This window comes from Variovorax sp. BGA-UO-ETr-C22, from assembly GCF_059567965.1.
The window spans coordinates 85,049-110,603 of the sequence record NZ_JCAQPA010000008.1 but is presented as its reverse complement, the minus strand read 5'-3'; the positions used below and the strand labels follow the sequence as shown (position 1 = coordinate 110,603).

28 protein-coding genes, 1 tRNA gene and 1 pseudogene are annotated in these 25,555 nt (G+C 60.3%); 19 read left to right on the top strand and 11 right to left on the bottom strand.

What is annotated here, in order from left to right:
• Positions 1-33 precede the first annotated feature (33 nt).
• Positions 34-108, bottom strand: a tRNA-OTHER gene (locus tag AC57B8_RS08035).
• Positions 65-1,129: a site-specific integrase gene (locus AC57B8_RS08030; RefSeq protein WP_496479473.1), complete on the bottom strand. Its 1,065-nt coding sequence runs from the start codon at positions 1,127-1,129 to the stop codon at positions 65-67. The genes AC57B8_RS08035 and AC57B8_RS08030 overlap by 44 nt, the downstream gene beginning before the upstream one ends.
• Before the next feature lie 157 nt (positions 1,130-1,286).
• Here AC57B8_RS08030 and AC57B8_RS08025 point away from each other — a divergent pair, with 157 nt between their 5' ends.
• From AC57B8_RS08025 to AC57B8_RS08010, 4 genes are all read left to right on the top strand, one after another.
• A complete protein-coding gene (locus AC57B8_RS08025; RefSeq protein WP_496479210.1) occupies positions 1,287-2,312 on the top strand; it encodes a DNA-binding protein in 1,026 nt (341 codons plus the stop codon).
• A gap of 314 nt (positions 2,313-2,626) precedes the next feature.
• The gene (locus tag AC57B8_RS08020) at positions 2,627-2,959 is read left to right on the top strand and encodes a helix-turn-helix transcriptional regulator (RefSeq protein ID WP_496479209.1); all 333 of its coding nucleotides are present in this window, start codon (positions 2,627-2,629) and stop codon (positions 2,957-2,959) included.
• Complete coding sequence (locus tag AC57B8_RS08015) at positions 2,949-4,211, top strand: type II toxin-antitoxin system HipA family toxin (RefSeq protein WP_496479208.1); 1,263 nt, start codon at positions 2,949-2,951, stop codon at positions 4,209-4,211. The genes AC57B8_RS08020 and AC57B8_RS08015 overlap by 11 nt, the downstream gene beginning before the upstream one ends.
• A gap of 157 nt (positions 4,212-4,368) precedes the next feature.
• The gene (locus tag AC57B8_RS08010) at positions 4,369-4,596 is read left to right on the top strand and encodes a hypothetical protein (protein ID WP_496479207.1); all 228 of its coding nucleotides are present in this window, start codon (positions 4,369-4,371) and stop codon (positions 4,594-4,596) included.
• 476 nt (positions 4,597-5,072) lie between these two features.
• Here the strand turns inward: AC57B8_RS08010 and AC57B8_RS08005 are convergent, their stop codons facing one another.
• The gene (locus AC57B8_RS08005; RefSeq protein ID WP_496479206.1) at positions 5,073-5,468 is read right to left on the bottom strand and encodes a hypothetical protein; all 396 of its coding nucleotides are present in this window, start codon (positions 5,466-5,468) and stop codon (positions 5,073-5,075) included.
• 295 nt (positions 5,469-5,763) lie between these two features.
• Here AC57B8_RS08005 and AC57B8_RS08000 point away from each other — a divergent pair, with 295 nt between their 5' ends.
• The 6 genes from AC57B8_RS08000 (at position 5,764) to AC57B8_RS07975 (ending at position 9,613) form a co-directional block, all read left to right on the top strand.
• Positions 5,764-6,954: a replication initiation factor domain-containing protein gene (locus tag AC57B8_RS08000; protein ID WP_319361001.1), complete on the top strand. Its 1,191-nt coding sequence runs from the start codon at positions 5,764-5,766 to the stop codon at positions 6,952-6,954.
• A gap of 21 nt (positions 6,955-6,975) precedes the next feature.
• Positions 6,976-7,317, top strand: coding sequence for a hypothetical protein (locus AC57B8_RS07995; protein ID WP_496479205.1), 342 nt, complete (start codon positions 6,976-6,978; stop codon positions 7,315-7,317).
• Entirely contained in the window at positions 7,317-7,547 is a 231-nt protein-coding gene (locus tag AC57B8_RS07990; RefSeq protein ID WP_319361003.1) for a hypothetical protein, read from the top strand. Before AC57B8_RS07995 ends, AC57B8_RS07990 begins: the two co-directional genes overlap by 1 nt.
• The gene (locus tag AC57B8_RS07985; protein ID WP_496479204.1) at positions 7,544-7,717 is read left to right on the top strand and encodes a hypothetical protein; all 174 of its coding nucleotides are present in this window, start codon (positions 7,544-7,546) and stop codon (positions 7,715-7,717) included. Before AC57B8_RS07990 ends, AC57B8_RS07985 begins: the two co-directional genes overlap by 4 nt.
• A 258-nt stretch (positions 7,718-7,975) precedes the next feature.
• Positions 7,976-8,113 carry a hypothetical protein gene (locus tag AC57B8_RS07980; protein ID WP_180838847.1) on the top strand — a complete coding sequence of 46 codons (138 nt, stop codon included), beginning with the start codon at positions 7,976-7,978 and terminating at the stop codon, positions 8,111-8,113.
• A gap of 114 nt (positions 8,114-8,227) precedes the next feature.
• Positions 8,228-9,613: a hypothetical protein gene (locus AC57B8_RS07975; RefSeq protein ID WP_496479203.1), complete on the top strand. Its 1,386-nt coding sequence runs from the start codon at positions 8,228-8,230 to the stop codon at positions 9,611-9,613.
• Positions 9,614-9,876: 263 nt separating this feature from the next.
• Here the strand turns inward: AC57B8_RS07975 and AC57B8_RS07970 are convergent, their stop codons facing one another.
• Positions 9,877-9,933 (bottom strand): hypothetical protein, encoded by a 57-nt coding sequence (locus AC57B8_RS07970; RefSeq protein ID WP_496479472.1) that lies wholly within the window; start codon positions 9,931-9,933, stop codon positions 9,877-9,879.
• Between AC57B8_RS07970 and AC57B8_RS07965 the strand changes: the two genes are divergently transcribed.
• Positions 9,932-11,266 (top strand): zonular occludens toxin family protein, encoded by a 1,335-nt coding sequence (locus tag AC57B8_RS07965; protein WP_496479202.1) that lies wholly within the window; start codon positions 9,932-9,934, stop codon positions 11,264-11,266. The genes AC57B8_RS07970 and AC57B8_RS07965 overlap by 2 nt on opposite strands.
• Positions 11,267-11,859: 593 nt before the next feature.
• A pseudogene (locus AC57B8_RS07960) lies at positions 11,860-12,297 on the top strand (helix-turn-helix domain-containing protein); the annotation flags it as partial.
• An 865-nt stretch (positions 12,298-13,162) separates the two neighbouring features.
• On the opposite strand, the gene AC57B8_RS07955 reads toward AC57B8_RS07960, so the two are convergent.
• From AC57B8_RS07955 to AC57B8_RS07945, 3 genes are all read right to left on the bottom strand, one after another.
• Positions 13,163-13,885, bottom strand: coding sequence for an HpcH/HpaI aldolase family protein (locus AC57B8_RS07955; RefSeq protein ID WP_496479201.1), 723 nt, complete (start codon positions 13,883-13,885; stop codon positions 13,163-13,165).
• Between the two features lie 86 nt (positions 13,886-13,971).
• Positions 13,972-15,384, bottom strand: coding sequence for a dihydropyrimidinase (gene hydA, locus AC57B8_RS07950; RefSeq protein WP_496479200.1), 1,413 nt, complete (start codon positions 15,382-15,384; stop codon positions 13,972-13,974).
• A 44-nt stretch (positions 15,385-15,428) separates the two neighbouring features.
• Positions 15,429-16,358 (bottom strand): dihydrodipicolinate synthase family protein, encoded by a 930-nt coding sequence (locus AC57B8_RS07945; RefSeq protein WP_496479199.1) that lies wholly within the window; start codon positions 16,356-16,358, stop codon positions 15,429-15,431.
• Positions 16,359-16,662: 304 nt separating this feature from the next.
• Between AC57B8_RS07945 and AC57B8_RS07940 the strand changes: the two genes are divergently transcribed.
• The 7 genes from AC57B8_RS07940 to AC57B8_RS07910 are packed head-to-tail and all read left to right on the top strand — an operon-like array spanning position 16,663 to position 22,009.
• On the top strand, positions 16,663-17,868 hold the full coding sequence (locus AC57B8_RS07940; protein WP_496479198.1) for a CaiB/BaiF CoA transferase family protein: 1,206 nt from the start codon (positions 16,663-16,665) through the stop codon (positions 17,866-17,868).
• Positions 17,869-17,880: 12 nt separating this feature from the next.
• Positions 17,881-19,101, top strand: a complete 1,221-nt coding sequence (locus tag AC57B8_RS07935; RefSeq protein ID WP_496479197.1) for a CaiB/BaiF CoA transferase family protein — start codon at positions 17,881-17,883, stop codon at positions 19,099-19,101.
• 38 nt (positions 19,102-19,139) lie between these two features.
• A complete protein-coding gene (locus tag AC57B8_RS07930; protein ID WP_496479196.1) occupies positions 19,140-20,300 on the top strand; it encodes an acyl-CoA dehydrogenase family protein in 1,161 nt (386 codons plus the stop codon).
• A 17-nt stretch (positions 20,301-20,317) separates the two neighbouring features.
• Entirely contained in the window at positions 20,318-20,731 is a 414-nt protein-coding gene (locus AC57B8_RS07925) for a MaoC/PaaZ C-terminal domain-containing protein (RefSeq protein ID WP_496479195.1), read from the top strand.
• Position 20,732: 1 nt separating this feature from the next.
• Positions 20,733-21,185, top strand: coding sequence for a MaoC family dehydratase (locus AC57B8_RS07920; protein WP_496479194.1), 453 nt, complete (start codon positions 20,733-20,735; stop codon positions 21,183-21,185).
• A gap of 43 nt (positions 21,186-21,228) precedes the next feature.
• Positions 21,229-21,510, top strand: a complete 282-nt coding sequence (locus tag AC57B8_RS07915) for a hypothetical protein (RefSeq protein WP_496479193.1) — start codon at positions 21,229-21,231, stop codon at positions 21,508-21,510.
• 1 nt (position 21,511) lies between these two features.
• The gene (locus AC57B8_RS07910) at positions 21,512-22,009 is read left to right on the top strand and encodes an ureidoglycolate lyase (RefSeq protein ID WP_496479192.1); all 498 of its coding nucleotides are present in this window, start codon (positions 21,512-21,514) and stop codon (positions 22,007-22,009) included.
• Positions 22,010-22,099: 90 nt separating this feature from the next.
• Here AC57B8_RS07910 and AC57B8_RS07905 read toward each other — a convergent pair whose 3' ends face one another.
• From AC57B8_RS07905 to AC57B8_RS07890, 4 genes are read right to left on the bottom strand one after another with little or no spacing between them, the layout of a single operon-like run.
• A complete protein-coding gene (locus AC57B8_RS07905; RefSeq protein WP_496479191.1) occupies positions 22,100-22,828 on the bottom strand; it encodes an amino acid ABC transporter ATP-binding protein in 729 nt (242 codons plus the stop codon).
• Positions 22,829-22,865: 37 nt separating this feature from the next.
• Entirely contained in the window at positions 22,866-23,804 is a 939-nt protein-coding gene (locus AC57B8_RS07900; protein ID WP_496479190.1) for a dihydrodipicolinate synthase family protein, read from the bottom strand.
• A 23-nt stretch (positions 23,805-23,827) separates the two neighbouring features.
• On the bottom strand, positions 23,828-24,502 hold the full coding sequence (locus AC57B8_RS07895) for an amino acid ABC transporter permease (protein ID WP_496479189.1): 675 nt from the start codon (positions 24,500-24,502) through the stop codon (positions 23,828-23,830).
• Between the two features lie 20 nt (positions 24,503-24,522).
• Complete coding sequence (locus tag AC57B8_RS07890) at positions 24,523-25,371, bottom strand: transporter substrate-binding domain-containing protein (RefSeq protein ID WP_496479188.1); 849 nt, start codon at positions 25,369-25,371, stop codon at positions 24,523-24,525.
• Positions 25,372-25,555 lie beyond the last annotated feature (184 nt).

The window sequence follows — 25,555 nt, the reverse complement described above, 5'->3', positions numbered from 1 at the left end:
TAGCGGGCTTTTCAGTTGCCTTGCGGCTTGTAGTGGCTCCTCGACCTGGGCTCGAACCAGGAACCTACGGATTAACAGTCCGTAGCTCCAATTTGCTGTTGTCGAGGAGACTTGCAATTTCACTACTGAGCGCGGCTTCTGCGCGAAAGTACCCCACCACGCTCGCGACGCTCTGATGCCCCGTCATCGCCATCGTTTCGGCCAAAGACATGTTCTGCCGCCCGGCCTCGGTCACAAACCCCGATCGCAGTGAGTGCGCAGAAAACTCCCCCTCGACGCCGGCGAGCGCACATCGCTCTTTGACGATGTCGCGCACGGCCGCGGCGCTGAGTGCTTCGCCGAGATGCCCGCCTTTGCGGACTCGCCGAAACAGCGCGCCGCTCGCAATGCCACTGGCGGCCAGCCAGGCGGCCATCGCTTCGCCCGCGCCGCCGACCAGCGGCTTGGTGTCCTGCGGCCGCTCCACGCCCGCCTGGTTGGTCTTGGAATGCGTCAGCGTGTAGAGAAAGACGGCCGGCTCGACGCGACGCAAGTTGTCAACCGTGGCCGCCGCCACCTCGGACCGTCGACGGCCACCGGTGGCCCACGCGAACAGCAGCAGAGCCCGATCACGTCGGCCGCGCAGTGATTCATCGCAGGTGGCGAGCAGGGCCTGGAAGGGCTCCTTGCTCAGCGCGCGTTGCTTGCGGGGGAGGGCGCCGCGCTTGGCATAGGCCCGCCGGGTTTTCGCCAGAAGCTCGCGCACCAGTGCATCGCCGCAGGGGTTTGGCTGTTGCGCCAACTGATGCGTTTTGGACAGCACCGCGACGCGATGCACCAGCGTGCTGAAGGCGGGCGCGCCCAGCTTGCCCTTGTAGCCGTTGTCCACCAGGGCGCGATCGACGGCGGGCGGCAGTTGTGAGACCAGGCCCGTTGGGGTCGTTCGCTCGGCGTGGTCCACGATGAACTGGACCACCGCCGGCACCGGCACAGGCAGGCGCAGCGGCTGGCCGTACCGCGCGGCAAACCACGCGGCCCAGTAGCGCAGGGCGGAGCGATAGGCGGCCAGCGTGTTGGCGGATTCGCCCTCGCGCAGCAGCTCGCGCGCGGCGTCTTCCGCCATTTCCGACAGCTTCGCCGGATCGAGCATGGGGTGGCGCTTGAGGCTGACCTCGGCCACCGAGGTTTTCGCGGGCAGGCTTTTCATTCTATTTAATACATGGCATGTATGATGTATTACACATAGTGAATATAACTCTCGATAAGTTTTCATTATCGAGGGTAAAAAGTCGAGATTGGAGCAACACATGGAAAGCGGGAGTTCGAGGGGCATCCAGGAGCCGCAGGTGTGGGCTGCCGCTGACCAGTTGCTCGCGGAGGGGCTGCGACCCACCATCGAGCGGGTCCGGCAGAAAATCGGCCGCGGATCGCCCAACACCGTGAGCCCGATGCTCGAGCGCTGGTTCGCGACATTGGGAAAGCGGCTGGGCAACGGCTCGGGCGCCGCTGCGCAAAGCCCGACAGCGAACGTCATGCCCCCGGCACTGCTGCAAGTCGCGCATCAGCTCTGGGATGCCGCGCGCGCGGAGGCGGCCAAGACACAGGCGCAGCAGGCCGAGGCGCTGCGCCGCGAGATCGAACTCAAAGCCGCGGGACTGGAGGACCAGCAAGCGCAGTTGCGCCAGCGCGAGGTCGCGTTCGAACACACCCGCGGCAGTCTGGAAAGCGCGCTGGCCTCATCGCGGCAGGCACTCGAATCGGTGAAAGGACAGCTGTCGGAGGCGGCCCGGCAACAGGACAGCGCCCAGGGCGAGATCCGGCGTCTGCGAGATGCGCTTGCGCAGTCCCAGGCGCAACTGGACGCGCAGCGGCTCGAGCACCGCGCCGCCGTGACCGCGCGCGAGGAAGCCTTGAAGGAAGCCCAAGCGCGGCACGCGGCGCGTGAGCACCGATTGCTGGCCGACATCGATCGGGAGCGCGTGGCGTCCCGCCAGGCGGCCTCCGAACTTGCGAAGGAGCAGAGGTTGCGCGCCCGCAACGAGGAAGAAAGCGTCTCGAAACTGGAGGCCGAGCGCGCCGCCACACGCGCAGCTGAAAAACTGGCGGAGCAATTGCGTGCCGACCTCGCCGCAAAATCGGCCGAGCTTGCGCAGTTGCAAGCAGAGATGCGGTCGACCAAGCAGACACACAACGAAGCTCGAACCCGACTTGCGGCAGAAGAACGTGCGCATGAGCTGACGCGCGGCTTGCTGGCCAATGCTCTTGCGACGAAGCTGAAGGAGGGGAAAGAGGCAAGGGGCCGCAAGTCGGCAGCGAGGCCTCGCTCCAGCTGATTGGCTGGGGCTCGAATCGGCTCGGCTCAGAGCCCGGCGACACCTTGCATCTGCGCAATGGCCGCTATGGGTTGCACGTCGAACATGTCGCCGCTCGGGGCCTCCTTCGTTCACTTCTGAGGAGGGGCGTACCCCGCCACGGTCCACCCCATGGCAACCGGGCGTGCACAAATTCTGTCATAAATTGCCTAAAATATCAGGCGTTATCGAGCTATTTGCCTATTTTGGCGATCTCTCTTCCGCGTCTCCGGTTTGCCTTTCATGGACTCAATGCCTAATATTACGGGCATTGAATATATGAAATGCCTAATTTAATGAGCAAATTCGTGATGCCGATACAAGCCACCGAGCGGATTGCACAGCTGGGGCAGCGCATTCGGTTGGCGCGGCTTCGGCGCGGCTGGTCGATCGCCGATCTCGCCAGCAAGGCGGGCATCAACCGAAATACCCTCACGGCACTAGAACTCGGCAAGCCAGGTACGGCGGTCGGCGTGTGCTTCACGGTACTGTGGGCACTCGGCCTGGACAAGTCTCTGGACGCCGTTGCGGATCCCGACAGCGATCTGCACGGCAAGGCGCTCGAAGCGTCGCGCCGCCCGACACGGGCGGGCAAGGCCCGGAAGGCGAACGACGACTATGACTTCTGAGCGAGAAGCCTATGTTTACATTCAGCTGCCCGGCACGTTGGAAACGGTGCCGGCAGCACTGCTCAGAGTGCAGACACTGCCCGACGGCACGCAAATAGGGCGGTTTCGCTACGGCGACCGCTACCTTCAGCGCCAAGAGGCGGTGGCACTCGATCCATTCCAGCTGCCTCTTGCCAAGGAAGTCTTCGAGTTCACCCAGCTCAAAGGGATCCCTGGTGCGGTTCGAGACGCGGGCCCCGACGCCTGGGGACGGCGCGTGATCGAGCACAAGCTCGAGCGCAGCGCGGCCGACCTCCAGGAAATCGACTATCTGCTGCATGGCCCACAAGACGGGGCAGGGTACCTGAGCTTCGGACTGAAGGCCGAACCGCCCGCGCCCAAGCGACAGTACAACCGCACGCACCAATTGGCCGAGTTGATCGCTGCCACGCAGGCGATCGAAGAGGGGCGTCCAGTGGCCGCACATCTGCTCGAGCAGCTCGATCCTGGCACCAGCATGGGTGGTGCGCGGCCAAAGGCCACGATCGAGGATGCGCAAAGCCTCTGGCTGGGCAAGTTTCCCGCCAGAGATGACCGCTTCAATCTGCAGCGCGTCGAATTTGCGACGCTCGACTTGGCACGCAGATGCGGCTTGAATGTCACACAGGCGCGGCTCCAGCCTGTGGGCGAGAGCGATGTGCTGATGTTGCAGCGCTTCGATCGCGACTACACCGACAAGGGCTACCTTCGCGTCGGCCTTGTCAGCGGTTTGACCGTGCTTGACTGTGGTGACAGCCACCTGGACCGCGAGCGCTGGTCCTATCCGCTGCTGGCCGACAACTTGCGTCGTTGGTCTGACAAGCCGGAAGCTGACTGCGCCGAACTCTTCAGGCGGATGGTCTTCAATGCTGCCGTGACCAACAACGATGATCATCCTCGCAACCACGCTCTGCTACGCAGGCAGAAGGGATGGCGGTTGTCGCCGGCCTACGACCTCGTGCCTGCTCCCGTGGTGAGCCTGGAGAGGCGCGATCTGGCGTTGACTGTCGGCGACTACGGCCGCACGGCCAGCGTCTACAACCTGCTGTCGCAGGCGGGGCGCTTCGGTTTGTCGGGGGACGAAGCGCGTGAAGAAATCGATCGACTCGTCGACGTCGTTCGGCATTGGCGCGAAAGCTTCTTCGCCTGCGGCGTGTCGGCCAAGGACGTCGACTACATCGCCCCGGCCATCCTGCCTGGCTGCTTTTTCTTCGAGAGACGTCCTGATATGTGAGAGTGCGTATTCCGGCGAACGTGACCGACGATTCCGCTCTATCGTGACCGGTCGTCATGCGTTTTCGAGCGAAGTGCCCGTTGCCAGAATCTGCATGGCGCCTGCAGCCTTTGCACGCACCAGCAAAGGAGGCAGTCATCGACGCTAGTTGCCCAGAATGGAAATTGACGCCGATATCAACAAGGTGAGGGCGTGCGGCTTTGTCCAGGACGTTCAGTACGTCAACAACAAGCGACGGGACCCGCCCGACACGCAGCGCTCGATTCAGACGGCGCTGTTCCTCGAATGTCTTTTCGATGGACGCCAGCCGATCGGCAAGCGCGGCCTTTCGTTGAGAGAAGGCCTGAAAAATCTTGGTGGTTGCTTCACTTTCAGGGCCAAGTGATTTGTGCGCGCCCTTGACTGAAGTGCGGATGAGATATCGATGACCTGAGATCTCGCGCCACATCATCCCGCCTCGGAACTGCGCAGCCTCCTGCCTCAAGCGTCGAAGTTCTGCGAAGACGGTCTCCGCGTCAATGTACTGTCGCTTCTGGCTCTCGCTGTTCTCGAGGATGTCTGACATTTCATCATTTTCTCAAGATTTCCACTTTTATAGTGAAAAAGCTGAAAGCGATCCTTGTCAAATTTTCACTGCAAATCTATTTTTCCTCAAAGTATGATGAAAAACGATACAAATCAATAACTTAAGACGAAATCAGGTGTCTCATTCAAGGTCGTATCCACCTCGACGACCGGTTCAGGCGCATCTCGACAACCTCAGCTGGCGGCAGCCACAGGTTGTCACCCGCACAGGGACTTCAGGGGGCACGCAGGAGCCGCTGAGGGGAGAGGCTATTGAGCATCAACCAGTTGCCGATCTTATTTAACATAAGATACATTGCTTCCAAGACGCAGATCAGGCGCAGCTTCCGTCCTGGTCGGGACTAGCGAAGAAATCGCTAGTACCACGGCTCCAACGAAACCGGCTACCGCGCCAGTCAGACGCGAAGCTTTTCCCAGCGCTTTCATGAGCGCGTCTCCCTTCGGCTTTCCCTCGTACTGCTGCACTGTTGCGCGTGCAAGCGTCACGACTGGATCAAGCCCTGCAACGTGCGCCATCAGTGCTTGATCGGCTGGCGTTGCCGTTTTGTGGCCGTGTCGCCAGTTGCTCACGTGCTGAGGCGGAACGCCCATCGTCCGCGCTAGCTTTGCATCGCTACCGGCTATCGCCGACGCCCTGTCGATGAGAAGGTTCAATTCTTCAAGATGATTCATCTGTAACCTCTTGTGGTTGCAACTACTTTCGGTTATGTTCGCCGCCTAACGAAATGTGGTTATGTAACCGAAGTAGGTGATTATGGCGCTGATCTTGAAGGCAGGGAAACAGGGCGAAGGCATGACCTACTGCCTCAGGCAGGGCCAATCCGGGGCAGGAATGCTGACCGGTTGGATGCCGCCCGTTCAGCAGGGCTCGAAAAGCGAGGGTTGCAGCGGCCCGGAGGGACGCGCCTGCGCGGCCACCGGGCCGGTGTCGGCCCTCCCCGTTGGTAATCACGGGGAGAACGTTTGAATGACCCGCGCGGCTCGTAACGCCCTGGTTTTGGACGGCTCTGAGGTCAAGGTCCGGCTGCAAGCCGCACGCACGGCCTCACGTTCTAAGGTCCATATCGACTGGCTTCGGTTCACCGTCCAACGTCGCTATGCCGCAGTGCCTTCCGCTGCACTGTTGTTCGGCCCTGAGCCGTTCAACATTTGGGAAGCGGCAGAGTACCGGGTCCACAAGGTGTTGGCCGATCTGCCGAACGAAGACCATTGGGCTGGTGCCCAGGCGATGCAGCTAGCCCAGGATGTGGCAGCGGCGCTCGGCTCTGACTTCGCTGTCTGTCCTGAGCTTCGCAAGGGTCACGACTTCTACCGCCATCGTTGGAGCATCGAGCGCAACGGCCAGGAATGCGGATGGGTCGGCTTTCTCGCGAGCAGCGAAAGCCCTCGTCAGCAGGCGCAGGCGAAGACCATCCATTGCAACCTCTACGGAGCGGCATGCACGTTCGCTGCGCACGGCTGGCATGACCGGGTGTCAAAGCTGGTCGAAGACGAGAAAGCGGAAATCACCCGCGTAGATCTCGCGCTTGATTTCTTCGACGGCATGCCCGGTGGCATGGACCGCTTGAAGGATGACTATCTCTCGGGAGCAATGGACGTCTACGGCAAGCGCCCGAAGACGCATCAACACGGCGACTGGATCAACAACCGCGAACGCAGTTTCTACACCGGCAGCAAGCAGGCGGGCAAAGAAACGAACGTGTACGAAAAGGGCCATCAGCTATTTGGTCCGGAGTCGGGCAACCCCTGGATTCGCATCGAGATTCGGTATGGGAACAAGCTGCGCGAGCTACCTGTAGATGTGTTGCGGCGTGCCGCTGACTTCTTCGCGGGTTCGTCGTCCTGGCACGCGCAAATGTTGGCGCTTGCCGATCAGCATGCAGAGCCCATCCCGATGAAGACGCGCCCGCGCCTCGCTATCGAGACGGTCGCAGCGGAGGTGTCGCGCAACCTTCGGTGGGCCTTCAACACAGCCGCGCCAACCATCGCTGCCGCATGGGAATACCTCGGCGATGAGTTCTTGGAACTGGTCGGCGGGACCAACCGTCCAGGCCGCCTGCGAAGCTTCAACGCAACCGAGTTGCGTCAAGCATTCAGCACGCAAGTTCAGACGTTTTCTTCGCTCGCAGGCGCTGGCCCCGCCATGCAATCGGCGTAACTCGGCCAAAAGGAAATCACCATGCAAATGCAATCGGAAGTGCTCGTGCACGGCATCAAGGAAAGTACCGGGACCTTCGAGGGTCGGGCGTTTAGCTCGACCGTCTTCCACTGCGAAGTGGACATGAAAGAGAACGGCGCAGGCCGTGCAATCGGGCACGTCACGCGCCCTTTCAAGCTCGGTGATCACAGCGAGTTCGAAAAGTGGGCCCACCTTGGCGCCACGCTCAACGCTGGCCCGATCCGCGCTCAAGCCACGTTCGAAATCGAGGCTGCACGCGAGGACGGCTCGAAGCTCGTGCTCGTGGCGATCAAGCCCATCGACATGAAGCAGCAACCGGCCAAGGCTCCGCAGGCATCGTGATGCGCTTCGTCGTTCAGTCTCTCGAAACCGGGCGGTTCCTCTGCCCTTCCCTAGCGGACGGACAGCCGGAATGGGTGCGCTCGCTGCGGGAGGCTGGCGGCGGTGTCGTCACTGATGAAGACGAAGCGCTCGACATGGCTATCGAGTACGCCGAGCAAGGCGAGCCGGTTCAGGTGATCGACCTCGACCGCCTCGGTACGTCTGACGACTACAGCGAGGGCACGCGATGACCGGCTTCGCGTTCCTCTGCCTTGTTGTGGTCGTCATGGCGCTCCCGGCGTTGCTGCTGATGTTGGGCGGCGCTGTCGAGCGAGCTGCGCAGCGTGGTGAACGCATCTTCAAAGCGAGGCGTCGGGACCACTCGACGGTCCCGCAGATCACCTGGAAGGACTCAGCGTGATTTGCGCGCAGGAACTTCCAGCATTGGCGGACGGCGCGAAGCCGCTCGCGATCACGGCGGCTCAACCCGCTGACCTTTCGACCTGTTCGTATTTGCTTGTCTCGGGCTCCGAGATAGCGATTGCGTCGGGTTTCACAGTCCCCTCGCCTGCCGACTTTGGCACCGCCTGGGTGTGGGGCTTTTCTCTCGTGGTCGGTTCCTACGTGCTTTCGTGGGGTGCCGGGGCGGTGCTGCGTTTCTTCAAGTAAAGGAAAAATCATGGACTTCTCGTCTCTCACTGGCGCAATCGATCTGAGCACCGTTGGCGTTGCCATCCTGGCCATCGCCGTCATCATGATGGGCCCCAAGGTCGCGTCGTATGGCGCGAAGAAGGTGCTCGGCTTCTTCCGCGGCTAAGCCATTCGCCCGGGCCTTCGGGCCTGGGCATTTCCACCATGTGGCTCATCCTCGCTTTCTTCTGCGGTATCTGCTGCGGCTGCGCATGCGTCGCAGGACTCTGGAACACTTGACATGCTGCACCATCGCAATCGGCTCGGTGGCTTCGCTCATGTTCTCCGCCTTCTCCTGATTTTCGGATTTCTACTTGTTGGCGTTAACGCGAATGCATTGATACCTAAGGTGTCGGGCACCGAGTATCAATCGCAGTCAGGAGTCAACCTGCCTTGGTATTCGGACGTGATGCAGGCTTGCCAGTCGGGTTTGCCGAAGACGCAACAAAACAACCCTCAGGGCACGAATTGGTCGATCACTTTTACTTCGCAGAGTTGTGTCTATCACTACACCGACGAGATGGGTAGCCGGACCTATGTCACCTCTCTGTACAACATGCGAAACGTGCTGTCTTGCCCTGCAAACAGTACGGTTAGCGGAACGGCCTGTCAGTGCAACACAAACTATGTTGAGAACGCAGCGAAGACCGCGTGTGAACCAAAGAAAGTCACCTGCACTGTGGGGCAGGTGATCAGCAGCGGTTTCTTCGATGCTGGAAGCGAGATTGCAAAGGGCCCGCCTTATATCGTTTGCTCGGCTGGTTGCGCTGCCGCCTTCGATGGCGAGTTTCCTGCTGGCAATGCCCTCGTCGGGGGCAAGCGGCACTATTTTGCTCAGGGAAGCTACGCCAACAACGGAAGCAACTGCGACTCTGGCGGCGGTCCCGGCATGCCCTCTGGTGATGGCAACGTACCCGACCCGAACGAGGTTGTTCCACCCGATACGTGCGGCCCTGGTGAAGCTGCCGGCGTTGTCAACGGAAAGGCCGTGTGCGCGCCTGACATGTCCCAGCCGGGGGACGGCACAACGCCGCCGAAGACGCCGGAGGCCCCAACGTCGGACGATAAGAAGACTAGCCAAACGAACATCGAGTCGCAGACCAACCCGGACGGCTCGAAGACGGTCACGACGACAACGACGACGCGCGGCGTGGACGGCACCAGCACCACCACGAAGACCGTCGACACGTACAACCCGGACGGCAGCAAGCGAAGCTCCAGCAGCACGACAACGGGCAGCGGCGTGACGAAGGAGGCCGAGGACAAGGACAAAGACAAGAAGGCCGAGAAGTGCGAGAAAAACTCGTCCGACACCGGCTGCGGTGGCGATCCGAAAGCGGTTGACTCAAATGGTCTGTACACGAAGAAAGAGGCCACCGTAAAGGGCGCTCTTGAGAGTGCTGCGGCCACGCTCAGGGGCTCACCTATTGGCGCTGCTGTCACCGGCTTCTTCGTTGTCGGAAGTGGTGGCTCCTGCCCCACGGCCACGGCCATGATTCCGTTTCTTGAGCGGACCATCACGCTCGATTTCTACTGCACCAGCTTCGCAACGAACGCCCTGCTGTTGCTGCGCATCGTGCTGCTGCTGATCGCAAGCTGGATGGCGTTCCGCATCGCAATCGAGTGAGGCCGCATGCTCAAGCAATTTACTGACTGGCTTTGGTCCCTGATCGTCGCGGCCTTTGGCGCGGTGTGGGGTCTGCTACAGGACGCATTCATTGCGTTCTTCACCTTGGTCGTGAACGGGTTCGCAAGCCTCGTCGCGGCGATCCCTGTACCCGCCTTCATCTCGGGTGGCCTGGGCAGTCTCTGGGCGCAAATGGACCCGGGCATGGTGTACCTGCTGAGTGAAGCGGGAGTGCCCGCCGCGTTCGCTGTGCTTGGTGGCGGCTATGCGTTCAGGCTGGCGCGCAAGTTCCTAACCCTCTTCCAGTGGTAGCAGCACATGGCGATCCTGTATTACGAAGGCCTGCCCGGTGCTGGCAAGTCTTATGAAGCGATGGCAACGCAGATCATTCCGATGCTGCAGAAAGGCCGCGAGGTCGTTGCGTACATCGAGGGCCTGGACCACGCGAAGATTGCGGTTGCTGCCGACCTGCCTGAGGAACGCGTTCGCGAACTGCTGTTTGTCATCACGCGTGAGGACATGCGCCCGCGCGAAAAGAAGGACGGCAAAAAGACGGTGGCCGTCGATGGTCTATGGATCGAGCAAGTGCGCGACAACGCGTTTCACGTTTTCGATGAGGCGCAAAACTGGTGGCCGAATCGTCACCGTGCCTCGGAGGCGTTGACGCAGTTCGTCACCGAGCATCGGCACCGTGGCATTGACATTCTGTTGATGGGCCAATCGCTGCTTGATGTGCTCGCGCTCTGGCGTCGTCGCGTGGATCAGAAGTTCACGTTCCTCAAGCTCACGGCCTTGGGCACCGACAAGCGCTATCGCGTCACGGTGTTCAAGGGCCAGGGCAATGACGAATTCGTCAAGGTCGCCGACAAGCTCGGCAAGTACGACCCGAAATACTTCGGCACGTACAAGAGCCATGTGTCCGAAGACACCAACACCGAGACGTACACCGACAACCGCGCGGTGTTCTGGAAAGGAGCGACGATCAAATACGGCGTGCCGGTGATGATGGTGCTGTTCATTGCCGGGTGTTGGAAGCTCTGGCAGTTTTTCCACCCTGAGGTGCCGCCGCCGAAAGCTGTAGCGGCATCGACCGGCCCGAGGCCATCGCCGACGAACGGAACGGCCCCGCCAAGCGCGCAAACGGCCCAGGTGCAGGCCAAGGTAGCCGATGCGGACAAGTCGCCTCAAGAGCGCTATTTCGAAGACCTGAGCGGAAAGTACCGGATTCGTCTCTCTGGCTTGCTCGCAGGTCGCGGGCACGTTGCTGGCGTGGTCGAGTGGCTCGACGGGAATACGCGTGTGGTCGAGCGGCAAAGCCTCGACACGCTGCGCGATCTTGGCGTGGCCGTCATCGTCACTGGCCCCACTGTGCGGCTGCGTGTCGGTGAGTGGTCTGCCCTCGCCACGATGTGGCCGGTAGAAGACGCGGTGGGCCGTGTCTCCGAGGCGCGACAGGATGCGATTCGCGGTGGTGTTGATGGCCGAGGGGGGTCGATGCAGACCGTTTCCGCGCCGGCTGGGCCCTCAGGGCTGTCGATCATCGATTCGCCACGGCGTGAGCCTGCTGCGCCGCTTGAACGGCAGTCGAGCGAAAACGGGTTCTCGCAACCCAGGGTCAAGGGCAACTCGCCGTGGTCTTTCCAGGCGAAGTAGGATCGTTGCATGCTGCTTTCCGTGGTGATCACCGTGGTCGAGGCGTCGATGTGCGGCGCGCTCATCTGCTGGCTCGTTAAGGACTTTCGGCGCTGGTTGCGCGAGGTCACGCAATAGCGGCGTGGCTCTCATGCTTCCCTGCTAGAAGACAAAACGCCGTAGCCCTTGTGGCGGAGGCATCTGCTCTCTGGTGCTGAGTGCTTTACGTGCCCCTGCCCTATCTCTGGCCGGCCAGGAAAACGCCCGCTAGCGGGCTCCTGCCGCGAAACTCCGATCGGAGCAAAAGTATCGCTGAACTGTACTGAACAGCTAGCCAGGCGCGAGGGTCCGGCGCGTTTGGCGATACTTTCCCGTCGATCGCCAGAAACAAGAAAGGCCCCTCTCGAGGGGCCTTTTCATTGATGCTAGTCTTTCAGAGATTTACAACTTTTCAAGCGATTTCCGCTTGACATAACGCTTATTGCGTCTCACGAATTCAGCCTAAGATACATTGCATCGCATGATTGTGTAGCGGCTGAATAGTAATGTCCCATTCTGGCTAAGTAGAGATGTCGCAAAGTCTGCGCCCCCGGTCCGGGGTTTGAGGTGCAGACATGGCGAACGATGCGGCCACCATCACAATGAACATGCGCGAGGTCGACCGGCTCAAGACGGTGCAAGCCGTCGTTGACCGAATGACACGTGTGGATCAGGCTGCGAAGCGGCGGAGCTTGAGCCGCAGGCAGATTTCACGGCTCATCGAGCGCTATGCCGCCGAAGGACCAGCCGGCCTGGTCTCGCGCAAGCGCGGACGTCCAAGCAATCATCAACTGGCGCCAGAGGTGACCGAGCGCGCGACGAGGCTGATCCGCGAACGCTATGCTAATTTCGGGCCAACACTTGCGTGCGAGAAGCTCCGTGAGTGCCACGGGCTTGCGCTGGCCAAGGAGACCGTCAGGGTGCTGATGATGGCGGCCGGTTTGTGGACGCCCCGCAAACAACGCGCGGCCAAGATCCACCAGCCTCGCAACCGTCGAGCGTGCGTCGGCGAGGGGATTCCCAGACTTCGCGCAGCCTCGTGACCACCCACCGAATCCGACAGCCTGATCGCTTCAGTCTTGAACTCGTCCGTGTATTGCCGCTTGGGCACATTGCCATCTCTCATTTCGTTTCTCCGTACTCCAGAAGTTATCAACTTCTTGCCGTACGTGAAATCGAGGTACGGTCAAGGGACTGACGTCGCAATCAGTGACGCTGGTCGTCAAGCGCTCCGTGAAGCGCGTGCATGGTGTCGCTGCGACCAAGGCTGTCTCCGGTCACAGCTTGCGAGCGGGCTACTGCACAGAGGCGGCGCTCGTCGGCAGGCTCCATGGCAGATACGTGAGCAGACCGGGCACAAGTCGGACGTGACGCTGGCCAAGTACATCCAGCCGATAACCAAATGCAAGATCCCGATCCTGCTGTGAAACGCTTCATGACTTGAGCTGCAGCAAGCATGCATCTCAGGCTGATCAGCAGCTATCAATTCTCGCGCCTGACTGTTCGCCGGTAGCGAACTGCTAAGGCCGCGAGCGAACGAATCGATCAGTGCAATCGCCACGGGTTCGCCTCTGGCACATGCAGGCGCTGGACTGGTCGGGATGAAGCACGCCATGCCGGCATCAATCACCAGTGCATGCGCCTCCTCCAAGGCAGCGGGGCCAAGGGGCATGAGTTCAATGTACGGGGAGATAACCGGGCACGCAAAAAATACGACGGTATGCCTGACGGTACGGCGGAAAGCGCGACCATCGAAATCCCAATGCCAGCACCAATTTTTGCCGCCAGTTGATTATCGAGTGGGGAATGATTTGCACGATTGGTGCCAAGCAACTCAACGTTTCGGTTGATCTGCGTGGCGGGCACTTTAGGCCGTGTTCAGATTTGCGCGGCCGGCTCTGCGGGTCGCAGCGCTGCGACCCGCTGTTGGCCACCGGCGATCACCAGGTCGGTGTCATTGGCGCTCAGGATGAAACGCATGCCCATGGCAATGAAGCGACGGATGAGCGCAGCATCCGCCACGCCGCCCATACCGGGAAACTTGCCGTGCTGTTGGCAGGCTTCAATGACCAAACGGTAGGCAGCTTCGATCTTCGGATGGCCTACTTGGCCGGCAATGCCCAGTTCCATGGAAAGGTCGTTGCTTCCGATCATGAGTACATCGACGCCGGGCACGGCCGCAATGGCCTGAGCATTGGCAATAGCTTCGGGAGACTCCAGCATGACGGTCACCAGAATCTCGGCATTGGCCAATTGCATCGTTTCCTCCATTGGGACGACGTCATAGGAAAAATGCGGCTGCAAGCCCAGGAATGAGCGCAGCCCGACAGGCGCGTATTTGCAGGCTTTTACCGCCATGGCGGCTTCTTCGGCGGTGTCCACATGCGGCACGATGATGCCCTGCGCCCCCGAATCCAGCAGGCGTGAAATGGTGGGCGACTGCTTGCCGGGCACGCGAACCAGGCCGGCCATCTGCAACGGCAATGCAGCCGCCGTGATGTTGGCCACGCTGGCCAGGTCCAACGGCGCGTGTTCCATGTCCACGAACAGGAAATCAAAGCCGCAGCGCCGGGCCAGGGCCGCGATATTGACGTTGCTCACTTGCTGGACGCCTAGGCCCAACACCACATGTCCTGCCTCAAGGAGGCGTCGGGTTTCGTTTTTGTAGATATACATTCTTTTTTAGGCTAAAAGCCGCCCACCTCACCGCGGCGCACGAACTGTCCGCGACCAGGCCGGCCCAGCCAGGTGTCGTTGTCGACGATCAATTCGCCTCGTGAAAATACCTTCTTGACCTTGCCATGCGCGTGATGTCCTTCGAACAGGGTGTAGTCGCAATTGCTCTGGTGGGTATGGGCGGAAATGGTGTGGCACTCCTCGGGATCGAACAGCACGATGTCGGCATCACTGCCGACGGCGATCGTGCCTTTTTGCGGAAACAGGCCAAAAAGCTTGGCAGGCGCCGTGGCAGTCAGTTCCACGAAGCGGTTCAGCGAGATGCGCCGTTTGCGCACACCACCGTCGTAGATGACGGTCATGCGTGTTTCGATGCCGGGTGCGCCATTGGGGATCTTCGAGAAGTCATCCTTGCCGTGCATTTTTTGCCGTACCCGCCCCAGGTGGCCTTCCTTCATGCAAAAAGGGCAATGATCAGTGGACACAATCTGCAGATCATCCGTTTTGAGTGCCGTCCACAAGGCGTCTTGCGACTCCTTGGAACGCAGCGGCGGGCTCATCACGTATTTGGCGAGGGAGAAATCGTCGCTGTCATACACCGACTCGTCAAAGAACAGGTAGTGCGGACAGGTTTCTGCAAACACGGGAATGCCAGCATCCCGCGATTCGATCACGTGCTTGAGAGCCTCCTTCGCGGACAGGTGCACGAAATACACGGGTGCATCGGCCAGCTCAGCCAGCTTGATGCCCCGGTGCGTGGCCTCGCCTTCCATGAGGGCGGGCCGAGTCAGGGCATGGTACTTAGGAGAGGTATGACCCTGGGCCAGGGCCTCGCGGATCAGTAACTCGATGATGGTGCCGTTTTCGGCATGCAGCGCGATCATGCCTCCGTGCTGGCCGACCATGCGCATGGCCTGAAAGATGGCGGCGTCGTCCACCATGACCGAGCCGGGGTAGGCCATGAACATCTTGAAACTGGTCACGCCTTCATGCCGGATGGCATGCCGCATGTCGCCCAGCACTCCTTCGTCCACATGGGTAACGATAACGTGGAAGCCATAGTCAATGCTGGCACCCTGGGCCGCCTTTTCCTGGGCACGGGCAATGGCCGTGAGCGGACTGATGTCCTCGTTCTGGAACGCAAAATCAATGATGGTCGTGGTCCCTCCGAAAGCGGCAGCCCGGGTTCCAGATTCAAAGTTGTCGCAGGTGGTCGAATCACCGAAAGTATTTTCCAGATGGGTGTGGCAATCCACGCCCCCGGGGAGTACCAGCAGGCCGCTGGCATCGATCACTGTCACATCGGGGCCCACGTGCAGCGTCTTGCCGATCGCGGCAATGCGGCCTTCATCCAGCAGGATGTCGGCGCGGTAGTCATCGACGGCGGTCACGATGCGGCCGTTGCGAATTAGGGTAGCGGTCATGGAACTCCAGTCGGCTTAGGCAGTTGAGTGAAAAGTGTCTGGCCTCAAAGACCGGCGGCGTACAACGCCTGGTGCAGCATGGCGACCTCCTCGGCCGCCAGTGGCCCGACAGGCGGCCGCATGCGGTCGCTGTCCAGCCGGCCCAGTAGTTTCAAACAGGTCTTGAGGCGGGCATTGGCGTGGCCGCCGGGCGTCGTGCCGTAGATCGCCTTGGCCAACGGGTAGATGCGGTCGTTCCACTCGCGCGCGGCGGACAGGTCGCCGGCGACGATGGCACGATTCAGCCCAACGATGAACTCCGGCACGACGCAGGCCAGACTGACCAGGCTGCCCCGGCTGCCGATTGCAAAGCAGGTGAACAGGTGCTCATCGCCCGAGGCCATCATGGCGACATGGGGTGCGATGCAATTCACCAGACGCAAATTGGCTTCGTAGGCGGCGGTTTCCCAACTGCCGTCCTTGACGCCAACTACGTGGGGCAACTGGACCAGTGCCGCCAGCACCTCAGGTGCGTAGGCCATCGCGCCGGCGCGTACCCCGGCCTGATACAGGAAAAGGGGCATGGCGCTGTTGGCATTGGCGATCTGGTGGTGATGGACCGCCATCTGGCTGTCCTGGGATAAAGCCCATGAAAACGGCGGGAATATCAGCACTGCATCGGTGCCGGCAGCGGCCGCATCGTCCACATGACGTTGGGCTTCCCGGCTGTCCTCAGCATTGATGCCGCAGACCAGGACCGTGCCGGCAGGACAGACCTGCCTCGCCAGCGCGGTGACACGGGCTTTTTCCTGTCGGTTAAGCATGAAATTTTCACCCGCATGTCCATTGATGAGCAGCCCTGTGATGCCGTCCACGCTGGAGACTTCATGAAGATGCCGGGCCAGCGCAGGTTCATCAATGGCGCCGTCGACCAGCAAGGGGCACACCGTGGCAGCGTAAATGCCATCGAAGATTCGAGGGAAAACGGAGGTCATGGAACTGCAGTCCGTGAGGAGTTAGCTGCACTATATCGGTGTGCCGCACACTGCACCAATCAAGAATTGACCGGCAACTATAGCGGTCGCCTATAGATCTGCGCACTAAATGCGCAACACAAGTTATTAGTGCTGGTGATAGTTTCGGTCGCTTATCTAATAGGCGAAAACGGCCTGAAGCCCGGCTTGTCTTGCTATTCTGAAAACGTTCGGAAGGCATCAGACCGAGCCTCTGCCAACGTTAAAACGTTCGGCGAGCAACCCATACTCCGAAGCTCCCCATGATGCCAATTACCTGTTAGGTATGCCCATGCTTTCGGGAATTCGTGTCATCAGTTTTAACCACTTTCATGCCGGTCCGATGGCGGCGCAGATGCTTGCCGACCTGGGCGCCGACGTTATCGCCGTCGAATCTATCGACGGCGCTTTTCAGCGCAACTGGGCGGTCGCCAACCATTTCGTCGGCACCCAGAGCGTCAATCTGCTCACTACCGGCCGCAACAAGCGCAGCCTAGCGCTGGACATGAAAAGTGAGAAAGGCCGGATTGTGGCGCGCCGCTTGCTGGAGAACGCCGACGTGGTCATGGAAAACTTTCGCCCCGGCGCCATGGCGCGCCTGGGCTTTGGTTATGAACAGGTACAGGCCTTCAACCCACGCGTCGTGTATGCCTCGGCCAGCGGCTTCGGCGCCGACGGCCCGGACTGTGACAAGCCCGGTCAGGATTTGCTGCTACAGGCGCGTAGCGGGCTGGCCGCCCGCACTGGCCAGGCCGACGGCCCGCCCACGCCGGCGGGTCCGGTCATCGTTGACCAGCATGCCGCTTCGCTCTTTGCCATGGGCATTCTCGCGGCGCTGCTGGGCCGCACACGCACCGGCCAAGGCAAGCTGGTCGAGATCAGTCTGTTGCAGGCTGCGATTGACCTGCAGACTGAATCGCTCACGGCCTGGATGAATGGTGCGTCTTCTGCCAGCACGCGCGGCGCGCATGGGCGGGCTAGCTGGTGCAGCGCCGGACCCTCCGGCATTCATGCCACGGCCGATGGTCATCTGGCCGTTTCAATGGCGTCCCCGGCTGACCTGGCCGCAGCCCTGGAACTGCCGGTCCTGCTGAAGTTTTTGCCGTCCGACAGCTTCACGCGCGCCGACGAGATCACGCAAATAGTGGCGCGGCGCCTCACGGAGCGCACGACGGCCCAATGGCTGCCGACGCTGGAAAAGGAAAATATCTGGCATGCGCCGGTGCAGGACTACGAAGACCTGAAGACCGATCCGCAATTGAAGCATTTGGGTACCTTCATGTCGGCGCCCAGCATCGAGGGCAAGCCAGTCACGCTGGTCGGCCATCCTGTGCGCTATGACGGCCTGTCGCCGCCACTGCGGTGGATGCCACAGGCGCTCGGTGCACAGACGCGCGACATCCTGGGCGAGGTGGGCTACGCCGCCACTGAAATCGACGCTCTGCTCGATGCCGGCGTGGTCGGGAGTCCGGCCTCCGCCGTCACGACATAAGGAGCTTGGGCCATGAACATCACCCTGAAAATCGTCAGCTTCTGCCACTACCTGCAGGGGCCTGCGTGCACCCAATACCTGGCCGACATGGGCGCCGATGTGATCAAGATCGAGCCGCTCCAAGGCGCCTTCGAGCGTCACTGGTCAGGGGGGCAGTCGTATGTAGAGGGTGTCAGCGCCTTCATGATGTCGGCCAACCGCAACAAGAAGAGCCTGGCCATCGACCTGAAGCGTGCCGAAGGGCTGGAGGTGGTTCTCCGGCTGATTGACGAGGCTGACGTGGTGATCGAAAACTTCCGGCCCGGTGTGCTCGACAGACTGGGGCTGGGCTACGAAGCCATCAAGCGGCGCAAGCCAGACATCATCTACGCATCGGCCAGCGGCCTGGGAACGACCGGCCCGGCTGCGCATCGTCCCGGCCAGGACCTGTTGATGCAGGCCCGCTCGGGGTTGATCGCGGCCACCGGTGGAGGTGTGGCAGGCCCCAGCGCCGTGGGCGCCGCTGTCGTTGACCAGCACGGCGGGGCCTTGCTCGCCATGGGTATCCTGGGGGCCTGTGTGCACAAGCTTCAGACTGGCGAAGGCACACGCGTTGAAGGCAGCCTGTTTGCCGCCGGTATTGACCTGCAGACCGAGGCGCTGACCAAGTATTACGCCGTCAGCAATCGGCGCAACCCGTTGGTGCGTGACCGCCATGTGGGCAGCTGGTACCACGATGCTCCGTACGGGGTGTACGCGCTGACTGACTGCAGTATTGCGCTGTCCATGACCGACCCGATTAAGCTGGCGCTGGCGCTGGACAGCGCCAGCCTGCGAGGCCTGCAGGACGTTGACCGTTATGCCGAGCGGGATAGCTATGCCCAGGCAGTGGCCGCCGAACTGGCGCCACGCCGGTTCGACGACATCGCCAAGGCTTTCGATGCGCACGGCATCTGGTTTGAACGGGTGCAGGATTACGACGACTTGCGCACCGATCCGCAGGCCATTCACAACGAAGCCTTTCGGGAAATCGATGTGCATGGCAGCAAGGCCGTGCTGGTCAACCACCCCTTGCGCTACGACGGTGCGCTGCCTGCCTACCGCTGCATGCCTTTCGAGCCGGGTTGCGACAGCGACGCCGTCCTGGCATCGCTGGGTTACAGCGATGACGAGCGGCGGAAGCTGGTGGCGTCGGGCGTGGTGGGCATCCCTGCAGCCCAGTCCACTGCAGCAGGTCAAGACCCACGCGCTTGAGTTCCTCTTTAATACGTCAACCACTGACTCACCACATGATGGATTTTTCCGTTTCTCAAGAATCGCAGCTGCTTGTGGATACCGTCCGCAAGTTTGTCACCAACGAAGTGCAGCCGCTGGAAACCGAAGTTGAGGAAACGGGCCGAATCCCGGCCGACAAGTTGAGCCTGGTGCGCGGCAAAGCCCAGGAACTCGGGCTGTTCGCGATGAACATGCCCGAGGAAGTGGGCGGCGGCGGCCTGAGCCATGTCGATATGTGCCTGGTCGAGGAACAACTCGGCCAGACATCCGATGCACTGATTCGCCGCGTGTTCGGCCAGGTCTATCCCATGCTGATGGCCTGTAATCCGACGCAGCGAGAGCGCTATCTGCTGCCTACCGTCAAGGGCGACAGCATCTGTGCCATGGCCATCACTGAACCGGGCGCGGGTTCGGATGCCGCGTCGATTTCGACCACGGCGCGCCTGGACGGTGACCGCTGGGTCTTGAACGGAACCAAGCATTTCATCAGCGACGGCGATATCGCCGACTACATCATCGTGATGGCGCTGACCGACAAGGACAAGCGCGCCAAGGGCGGCATCACGCTGTTCCTGGTCGACAAGGGCACACCCGGCTTCACGGTGACACGCACACAGCCGATGATGGGCCACCGCGGCTATGGTCATGCGGAACTGGTCTTCGAGAACTGCAGCATTCCGGCCGACAGCGTGCTCGGGACCGTTGGTGGCGGTTTCAAGTTGATCATGGAAAGTGTGTCTGGCATCCGCCTAGCGCACATTGGCGCGCGGGCTGTGGGCATGGGCCAGCGCGTGCTGGAGATGATGCGCAACTATGCGCGTGACCGCCAGCAATTCGGCAAGCCGATCGGTGACTTCCAGATGGTGCAACAAATGATTGCCGATTCAGCCACGGAAATTTTTGCTACCCGCTCCATGGTGCTCAGTACGGCCTGGGAGCTCGACTGCCGCCGCGACCCCCGTGACAAAGTGTCGATGGTCAAGCTCTATGCATCCGAGATGATCGGCCGTGTCGCCGACCGGGGCATCCAGGTGTTCGGCGGCATGGGCTTTTGCAAGGAAATGCCACTCGAACGCATCTATCGGGACAGCCGCGTCACCCGTATCTATGACGGTACTTCTGAAATCCACCGCATGCTGATTGCCCGCAGTGTGATCAAAAACGGGCTTTCCCTCTAACTCCAGTTCTGCCCATCATGACCCACTCCGCTCCCGCGCCGCAAGTCGGCGACACCATGTCGTTTCGTAAAACCATCACTGTGGCCGAACAGGCCATGTTTACCGGCATTAGCGGCAATCTGGCCCCCTTGCATGTGGACCAGCGCGCCGCCCGCGCCGCCGGTTTCAACAGCATGGTGGCTTTCGAGTTTGCCGTTCTCGCTCTGGCCTCCACCGCACTGAACCGTCTGGCCGGACCGGCCTGGCGATTGGGGGCGACGCAGCTGGAGTTTGCAGCGGCCACGCTGGTGGGAGAAACCGTGGAAGCCAGTGTGACGATCACGCGCGTCGAGACGGCTGCGTTGCATTTCGACCTGGCCTGCACCATCAGTACCGGCGAGCCAGCCATCACCGGAACGGTCACCCTGGTGCCGGCACTGGCGAGAGGCTGACATGTACGAACTGAAACCGTTTGACAGCCTGCATGTAGGCGATGAAGTCAGCGTCAGCAAAACCGTGACCGAAGCCGATGGCGCGATGTACATTGCCGCCACCGGGGATTTTGGTCCGGTCCATGTGGATGACAGCTATGCTGCCACCACCCGCTTTGGCCGCCGCCTGGCTCCCGGCATCATGGTGGCAGGTTTATGCACCAGTGTGCTGAGCAGCGAACTGGCCGGCACGCTGGGCGTGTCCATTGAAGACCGTTTCTGGTTCACTGGTCCGGTGTTCTACGGCGACACGATCAGCTTTCGGGTCTGGATTACCGAGAAGTATCCTGACACCCGCTCCCTTGTTTGGCGTGCCAGTGCGACCGACGAGGCCGGCAAGGAAGTGCTCAGGGCCGAAGCTACGCTCAAGTTTCCACGCGTCAAGTCGGTGGCCGCCCCGCTGGCCAACACCTGATCTCAGCCAATCGCCGAAAGTGATCCTCATGACAGCGACTCCGATGCTTCACATCGTGCGCGTGGATATTGATCCGTCGCATGAAGAGGCCTTTAACACCTGGTACGCCGAGGTGCATGTGCCGGCCTTGCTGGGCTGTCCCGGCTGGCTTTCGGCCAAGCGCTATCTGTCGCTTGAAGGCGGTCCGAAGTATGTGACCATTTATGAAGTCGCAGGCGACTGGGTCTATGAAACGCCGGAATTCCTGGCAGTCAAGGGTTTCATGGAGTTCACTCCCTATGTGGACAATTTCGAACGCTTGCGCTTGAAAACCATCGAAGCCTGATATGAATACGATTGCCCTGGAGCCCCTGACCCGCGAAGGCTTTGCCCCTTTCGGTGATGTCATCGAGTTGGCGGGCGCCCGCGAGTTGCTCATCAATGGCGGCACCACCACGCGCTTTCACGATCTGGCCAACATTGATGTGACGGTTGGAAAGGGTCAAACCTTACTCAGCCTTTTTCGTGCCCAGCCGCGTGCATTGCCCATGCAGCTGACGATGATGGAGCGCCATCCGCTGGGTTCGCAGGCTTTTGTTCCCTTGGGCGACTGGCCGTATCTGGTGGTCGTGGCGTCCGATCTTGATGGTCGGCCCCATGGATTGCGTGGCTTTGTGACGCAGGGCTGGCAAGGCGTGAATTACGCTAGGGGCGTATGGCACCACCCCTTGCTGGCGCTGTCCTGCGTGAGTGATTTTGTGGTGGTCGATCGCGGTGGACCCGGCTTGAACCTGCAGGAGTGTGACTTGCTGGAACCGATATTTCTTGGGCCACTCGGACTTTGAAGCGTGAGTCCTTTGACACGCACGAACGCTATTGTCATCAGCGTTTTTCAAAGGTAAAGACGGCACACAAAGTCTGCCGTTTTTTTGCTTTCAGTGGGTCGTTACCTGTTTAAGAAAAAGCTGCGTTCGCTCGCTTTTGGGTTGTGCAAAAAACTCTTCTGGCGGAGCCATTTCCACCACCTGGCCCTTGTCCATGAACACTACGGTGTCGGCCACCTTGCGGGCGAAGCCCATTTCATGAGTCACGCAGACCATGGTCATGCCCTCGTTGGCCAGTTCGCTCATCACATCCAGCACCTCATTGATCATTTCAGGATCAAGAGCAGAGGTGGGCTCATCGAATAGCATGACTTTCGGTTGCATGCACAGGGACCGCGCAATCGCCACGCGTTGCTGCTGTCCACCTGAGAGCTGGCCCGGATATTTGTGGGCTTGCTCGGAGATATGTACACGCTTCAGGTAGTGCATGGCCTGCTGTTCGGCTTCTTGCCGGGACACCTTACGCACCCACATCGGCGCAAGCGTCAGATTGTCGAGTACCGACAGGTGAGGAAACAGATTGAATTGCTGGAACACCATGCCGACTTCACGTCGAATCGCCACAACGTTCTTGGCGCTGGCGGTCAACTCGATGCCGTCTACCAGGATGCTGCCACGGTGGTGCTCCTCAAGCCTGTTTATGCAGCGGATTAGCGTGGACTTTCCTGAGCCCGAAGGTCCGCAGATCACGACCCGTTGGCCCTTGTTCACGGTGAGGTTGATATTGTCCAGCGCGTGGTAGTCACCGTACCACTTGTGGAGATTCTGGATATTGATCATGGTGGAGTCCTGCAAGTGAAAGACGGCGGCGGGCAACTCAAGCCCTGGCGCCGGTGATGAGGCCCGCATGCCTCATGGCGACAGCGAGGGCTGTGGCGGTTTCCGTGCTAACGGTCGTTTTAGAGGTTCTGGAGTGTGCTGAATCGATCATGCCAAGCTGGTGCAGCGCCAGCTTGATGCGCGCATACATATCGGATCGCGGCAAGGCATAGATCGCCCGCACTAGCGGATACAGTGAATCGCTGACCGCCCGCATGGCCACAAGGTCATTGCGCTCGCTGGCTTCCCAGAGGTGGGCCAGGGCATGCGGGGCCAGACTGGCGAGGCCGGACAGGATGCCGTCTCCACCAACCGCCAGCTGAGGTAGGAACCAATCAAAATTGGACGGCAGGATGGCTACGTCCGGCGCTGCGGCTTTGACCGCGCGCCAGTTGTCTTCATACAGCGTCATGCTATCGCTGCCTTCCTTAATTCCGATGACCCAGGGGAGTTCTGCCAGAGCAACAAGCACTTCAGTGCTGTAAGCCGCGTCGGAGCTGATCGGGTATTGGAACAAGGCCAATGGCAAGTCCGCGGCCTCGCCGATGGCCTGCACATGCGTAAGCACTTCCTGTGCACCGCGAGTTGCTCCGCCACTAAGCGGCGGCAGCGGAAAAACCGTCAATGCATTGACGCCCGCGTCCCGGGATTTTTTTGCTTGGGTCACCGCCTCGTGCGTTGTGTCCGCGACAAGTCCTGCAATAAGCAGCTGGTCAGCGCGCATGTTTTCACGAGTGAAGCGGATCACGCTCGTACGCTCTGCGCCACTGAGCGCCGCGCTTTCGCCAGCGTGGCCATTTACAAACACGGATGAAATCCCAGCCGGTGCGGTGCAGTAGGCGAGCAGACGTTGGTAACTCGGCCAGTCAATGCTGCCTGCAGAAAGAAACGGCAGGACCGTCGCAACGGTCACGCCTCTGAGCGATATTTTTGTCATCGAGCAGCTTGTGGATCCGGGCACTATCGGCCCTGGGCCGATGCACCGAAGCGTTTTTCGAGTCGTGTCTGCACAAATCCCCACATCATGGTCATCAACAGGTATAAGACCGCCGCAGCGCAGAACACCTCCAGCACCTGAAACTTCTCCTGCATCACCATCTGGCTGCGCCGCATCAGTTCCTCCATCGAGATCACGGAGGTAATGGACGTTGCTTTCAGCAATCCGTTGATGGAGTTGCCCAACGGTGGAATCATGAGGCGAAATGCTTGTGGCAGCGTTACCTTCCAGACCACCAGCCAGCGCGGCAATCCGAGCGAGTCTGCAGCTTCGCGTTGCCCGGGTGCCACGCCCATAAAACCGCTGCGAACTATTTCCGACATGTAGGCGGCTTCATTGAGGATTAATGCGAGCAGCGACGACTCCACGACACCCAGCTTGAGGCCCAACTGCGGCAAACCTGAGTAGATGATGACCAGTTGGATCAACAGCGGCGTGCCGCGGAACAACCCGATGTAGCCTTGAGCTATCAGTGATGACGCCTTGTTGCCTGACATGCGCATGAAAGCCACGACCATCCCCAAGAACATGCCACCGATGACGGTGGCGACGGTCATCGCCAGCGTCACTAATACACCTTGCAGGAGAAATCCATTGACCAGGTAGCTCAGGAAGTCAGCAAAATTGAAACTTTTCATGCGCAGTCAACTCTAAAAATTTAGACGGGGCCGGGGCCGCGGATGGTGATCACGCGTTCGGGCAACTTGGTCATGCCGTACTGGTCGAGCACCTTTCCGTAAGTCCCGTCTTTCACCATGTCGGTCATGACCTTGGACACTGCCTCAGCGATGGGCCGCGAACGGAACGACATCATCGTGGGAGATTGGCCCTGTGCCGGCAGAACCATGACCGCCTGTTTGCGTTTGACGAAATCGCCGCCAGCGTAGTTAGGAAAGGCCGCCAGGTCCAACTGGCCTGCGCGCAGCGCGGCCATTACATCGCTGGCCGTCGGGAACGCAAGGATTTTCAGTGACTTGCGACCCTTGGCGACATTGTCCTTTTCACGGTCGCGAAGCCAGCGCTCCTGGTAGCTATCTGATTCCACTCCGATAGCCAACCCGGACAGATCCTCCGCTGCCTTGACGGTGCTTGTCTTGTCAGGCGCCATGACGATATCAATCGCCGAAAGCGCATACGGCACCGTGTACATCACGCGCGAGCGTTCTTCTGTAAAGAACATGCCGGTATTAATTCCATCAAAACGGCCGGCCTTCAATGCCGGGATCATGGCTTGAGCATCCATGCGGATGGTCTCGAGCTGCAGGCAAAGTCGCTTGGCGATTTCATTGCCAAGCTCGATATTCATACCCTTCAAGTTGCCGTTAGAGTCAATGTACTGAATCGGAGGCAGTGTTGGATTAGTCGACAGCGTCAGCTTTCCCTCTTTCACTAGTTCGCTCTTGGGGATGAGCGGTGTGCAGTCCTGCGCCATCGCGGATGTCACTGCCAAGGCCGCAAGCATCGCAGCAGCAGCCACAAGAGAACGGGAAAAATAAACATTAACCATGGGTTTTCCTTCGTTAGAAACTGGAGATGAGGACGGGTTCTTGGTGGATAAGAAGCCCAAACGATAGCGGCGATGCTCAGCACACTCCAATAAAAATAGGAGAGTCGACTATAAGAATTTTGTATATGAATGAACTTGGTGCATTTGTGGCTGGCACTGGTGTGCCTTGAGTCAAATCAGCACC

Excerpts from the sequence above, each read along its gene's own strand:
- AC57B8_RS08030 (WP_496479473.1), bottom strand. The coding sequence starts at position 1,129 with ATGCTCGATCCGGCGAAGCTGTCGGAAATGGCGGAAGACGCCGCGCGC.
- AC57B8_RS08025 (WP_496479210.1), top strand. The coding sequence starts at position 1,287 with ATGGAAAGCGGGAGTTCGAGGGGCATCCAGGAGCCGCAGGTGTGGGCT.
- AC57B8_RS08020 (WP_496479209.1), top strand. The coding sequence starts at position 2,627 with ATGAGCAAATTCGTGATGCCGATACAAGCCACCGAGCGGATTGCACAG.
- AC57B8_RS08015 (WP_496479208.1), top strand. The coding sequence starts at position 2,949 with ATGACTTCTGAGCGAGAAGCCTATGTTTACATTCAGCTGCCCGGCACG.
- AC57B8_RS08010 (WP_496479207.1), top strand. The coding sequence starts at position 4,369 with ATGGAAATTGACGCCGATATCAACAAGGTGAGGGCGTGCGGCTTTGTC.
- AC57B8_RS08005 (WP_496479206.1), bottom strand. The coding sequence starts at position 5,468 with ATGAATCATCTTGAAGAATTGAACCTTCTCATCGACAGGGCGTCGGCG.
- AC57B8_RS08000 (WP_319361001.1), top strand. The coding sequence starts at position 5,764 with ATGACCCGCGCGGCTCGTAACGCCCTGGTTTTGGACGGCTCTGAGGTC.
- AC57B8_RS07995 (WP_496479205.1), top strand. The coding sequence starts at position 6,976 with ATGCAAATGCAATCGGAAGTGCTCGTGCACGGCATCAAGGAAAGTACC.
- AC57B8_RS07990 (WP_319361003.1), top strand. The coding sequence starts at position 7,317 with ATGCGCTTCGTCGTTCAGTCTCTCGAAACCGGGCGGTTCCTCTGCCCT.
- AC57B8_RS07985 (WP_496479204.1), top strand. The coding sequence starts at position 7,544 with ATGACCGGCTTCGCGTTCCTCTGCCTTGTTGTGGTCGTCATGGCGCTC.
- AC57B8_RS07980 (WP_180838847.1), top strand. The coding sequence starts at position 7,976 with ATGGACTTCTCGTCTCTCACTGGCGCAATCGATCTGAGCACCGTTGGC.
- AC57B8_RS07975 (WP_496479203.1), top strand. The coding sequence starts at position 8,228 with ATGCTGCACCATCGCAATCGGCTCGGTGGCTTCGCTCATGTTCTCCGC.
- AC57B8_RS07965 (WP_496479202.1), top strand. The coding sequence starts at position 9,932 with ATGGCGATCCTGTATTACGAAGGCCTGCCCGGTGCTGGCAAGTCTTAT.
- hydA (WP_496479200.1), bottom strand. The coding sequence starts at position 15,384 with ATGACCGCTACCCTAATTCGCAACGGCCGCATCGTGACCGCCGTCGAT.
- AC57B8_RS07945 (WP_496479199.1), bottom strand. The coding sequence starts at position 16,358 with ATGACCTCCGTTTTCCCTCGAATCTTCGATGGCATTTACGCTGCCACG.
- AC57B8_RS07940 (WP_496479198.1), top strand. The coding sequence starts at position 16,663 with ATGCCCATGCTTTCGGGAATTCGTGTCATCAGTTTTAACCACTTTCAT.
- AC57B8_RS07935 (WP_496479197.1), top strand. The coding sequence starts at position 17,881 with ATGAACATCACCCTGAAAATCGTCAGCTTCTGCCACTACCTGCAGGGG.
- AC57B8_RS07930 (WP_496479196.1), top strand. The coding sequence starts at position 19,140 with ATGGATTTTTCCGTTTCTCAAGAATCGCAGCTGCTTGTGGATACCGTC.
- AC57B8_RS07925 (WP_496479195.1), top strand. The coding sequence starts at position 20,318 with ATGACCCACTCCGCTCCCGCGCCGCAAGTCGGCGACACCATGTCGTTT.
- AC57B8_RS07920 (WP_496479194.1), top strand. The coding sequence starts at position 20,733 with ATGTACGAACTGAAACCGTTTGACAGCCTGCATGTAGGCGATGAAGTC.
- AC57B8_RS07915 (WP_496479193.1), top strand. The coding sequence starts at position 21,229 with ATGCTTCACATCGTGCGCGTGGATATTGATCCGTCGCATGAAGAGGCC.
- AC57B8_RS07910 (WP_496479192.1), top strand. The coding sequence starts at position 21,512 with ATGAATACGATTGCCCTGGAGCCCCTGACCCGCGAAGGCTTTGCCCCT.
- AC57B8_RS07905 (WP_496479191.1), bottom strand. The coding sequence starts at position 22,828 with ATGATCAATATCCAGAATCTCCACAAGTGGTACGGTGACTACCACGCG.
- AC57B8_RS07900 (WP_496479190.1), bottom strand. The coding sequence starts at position 23,804 with ATGACAAAAATATCGCTCAGAGGCGTGACCGTTGCGACGGTCCTGCCG.
- AC57B8_RS07895 (WP_496479189.1), bottom strand. The coding sequence starts at position 24,502 with ATGAAAAGTTTCAATTTTGCTGACTTCCTGAGCTACCTGGTCAATGGA.
- AC57B8_RS07890 (WP_496479188.1), bottom strand. The coding sequence starts at position 25,371 with ATGGTTAATGTTTATTTTTCCCGTTCTCTTGTGGCTGCTGCTGCGATG.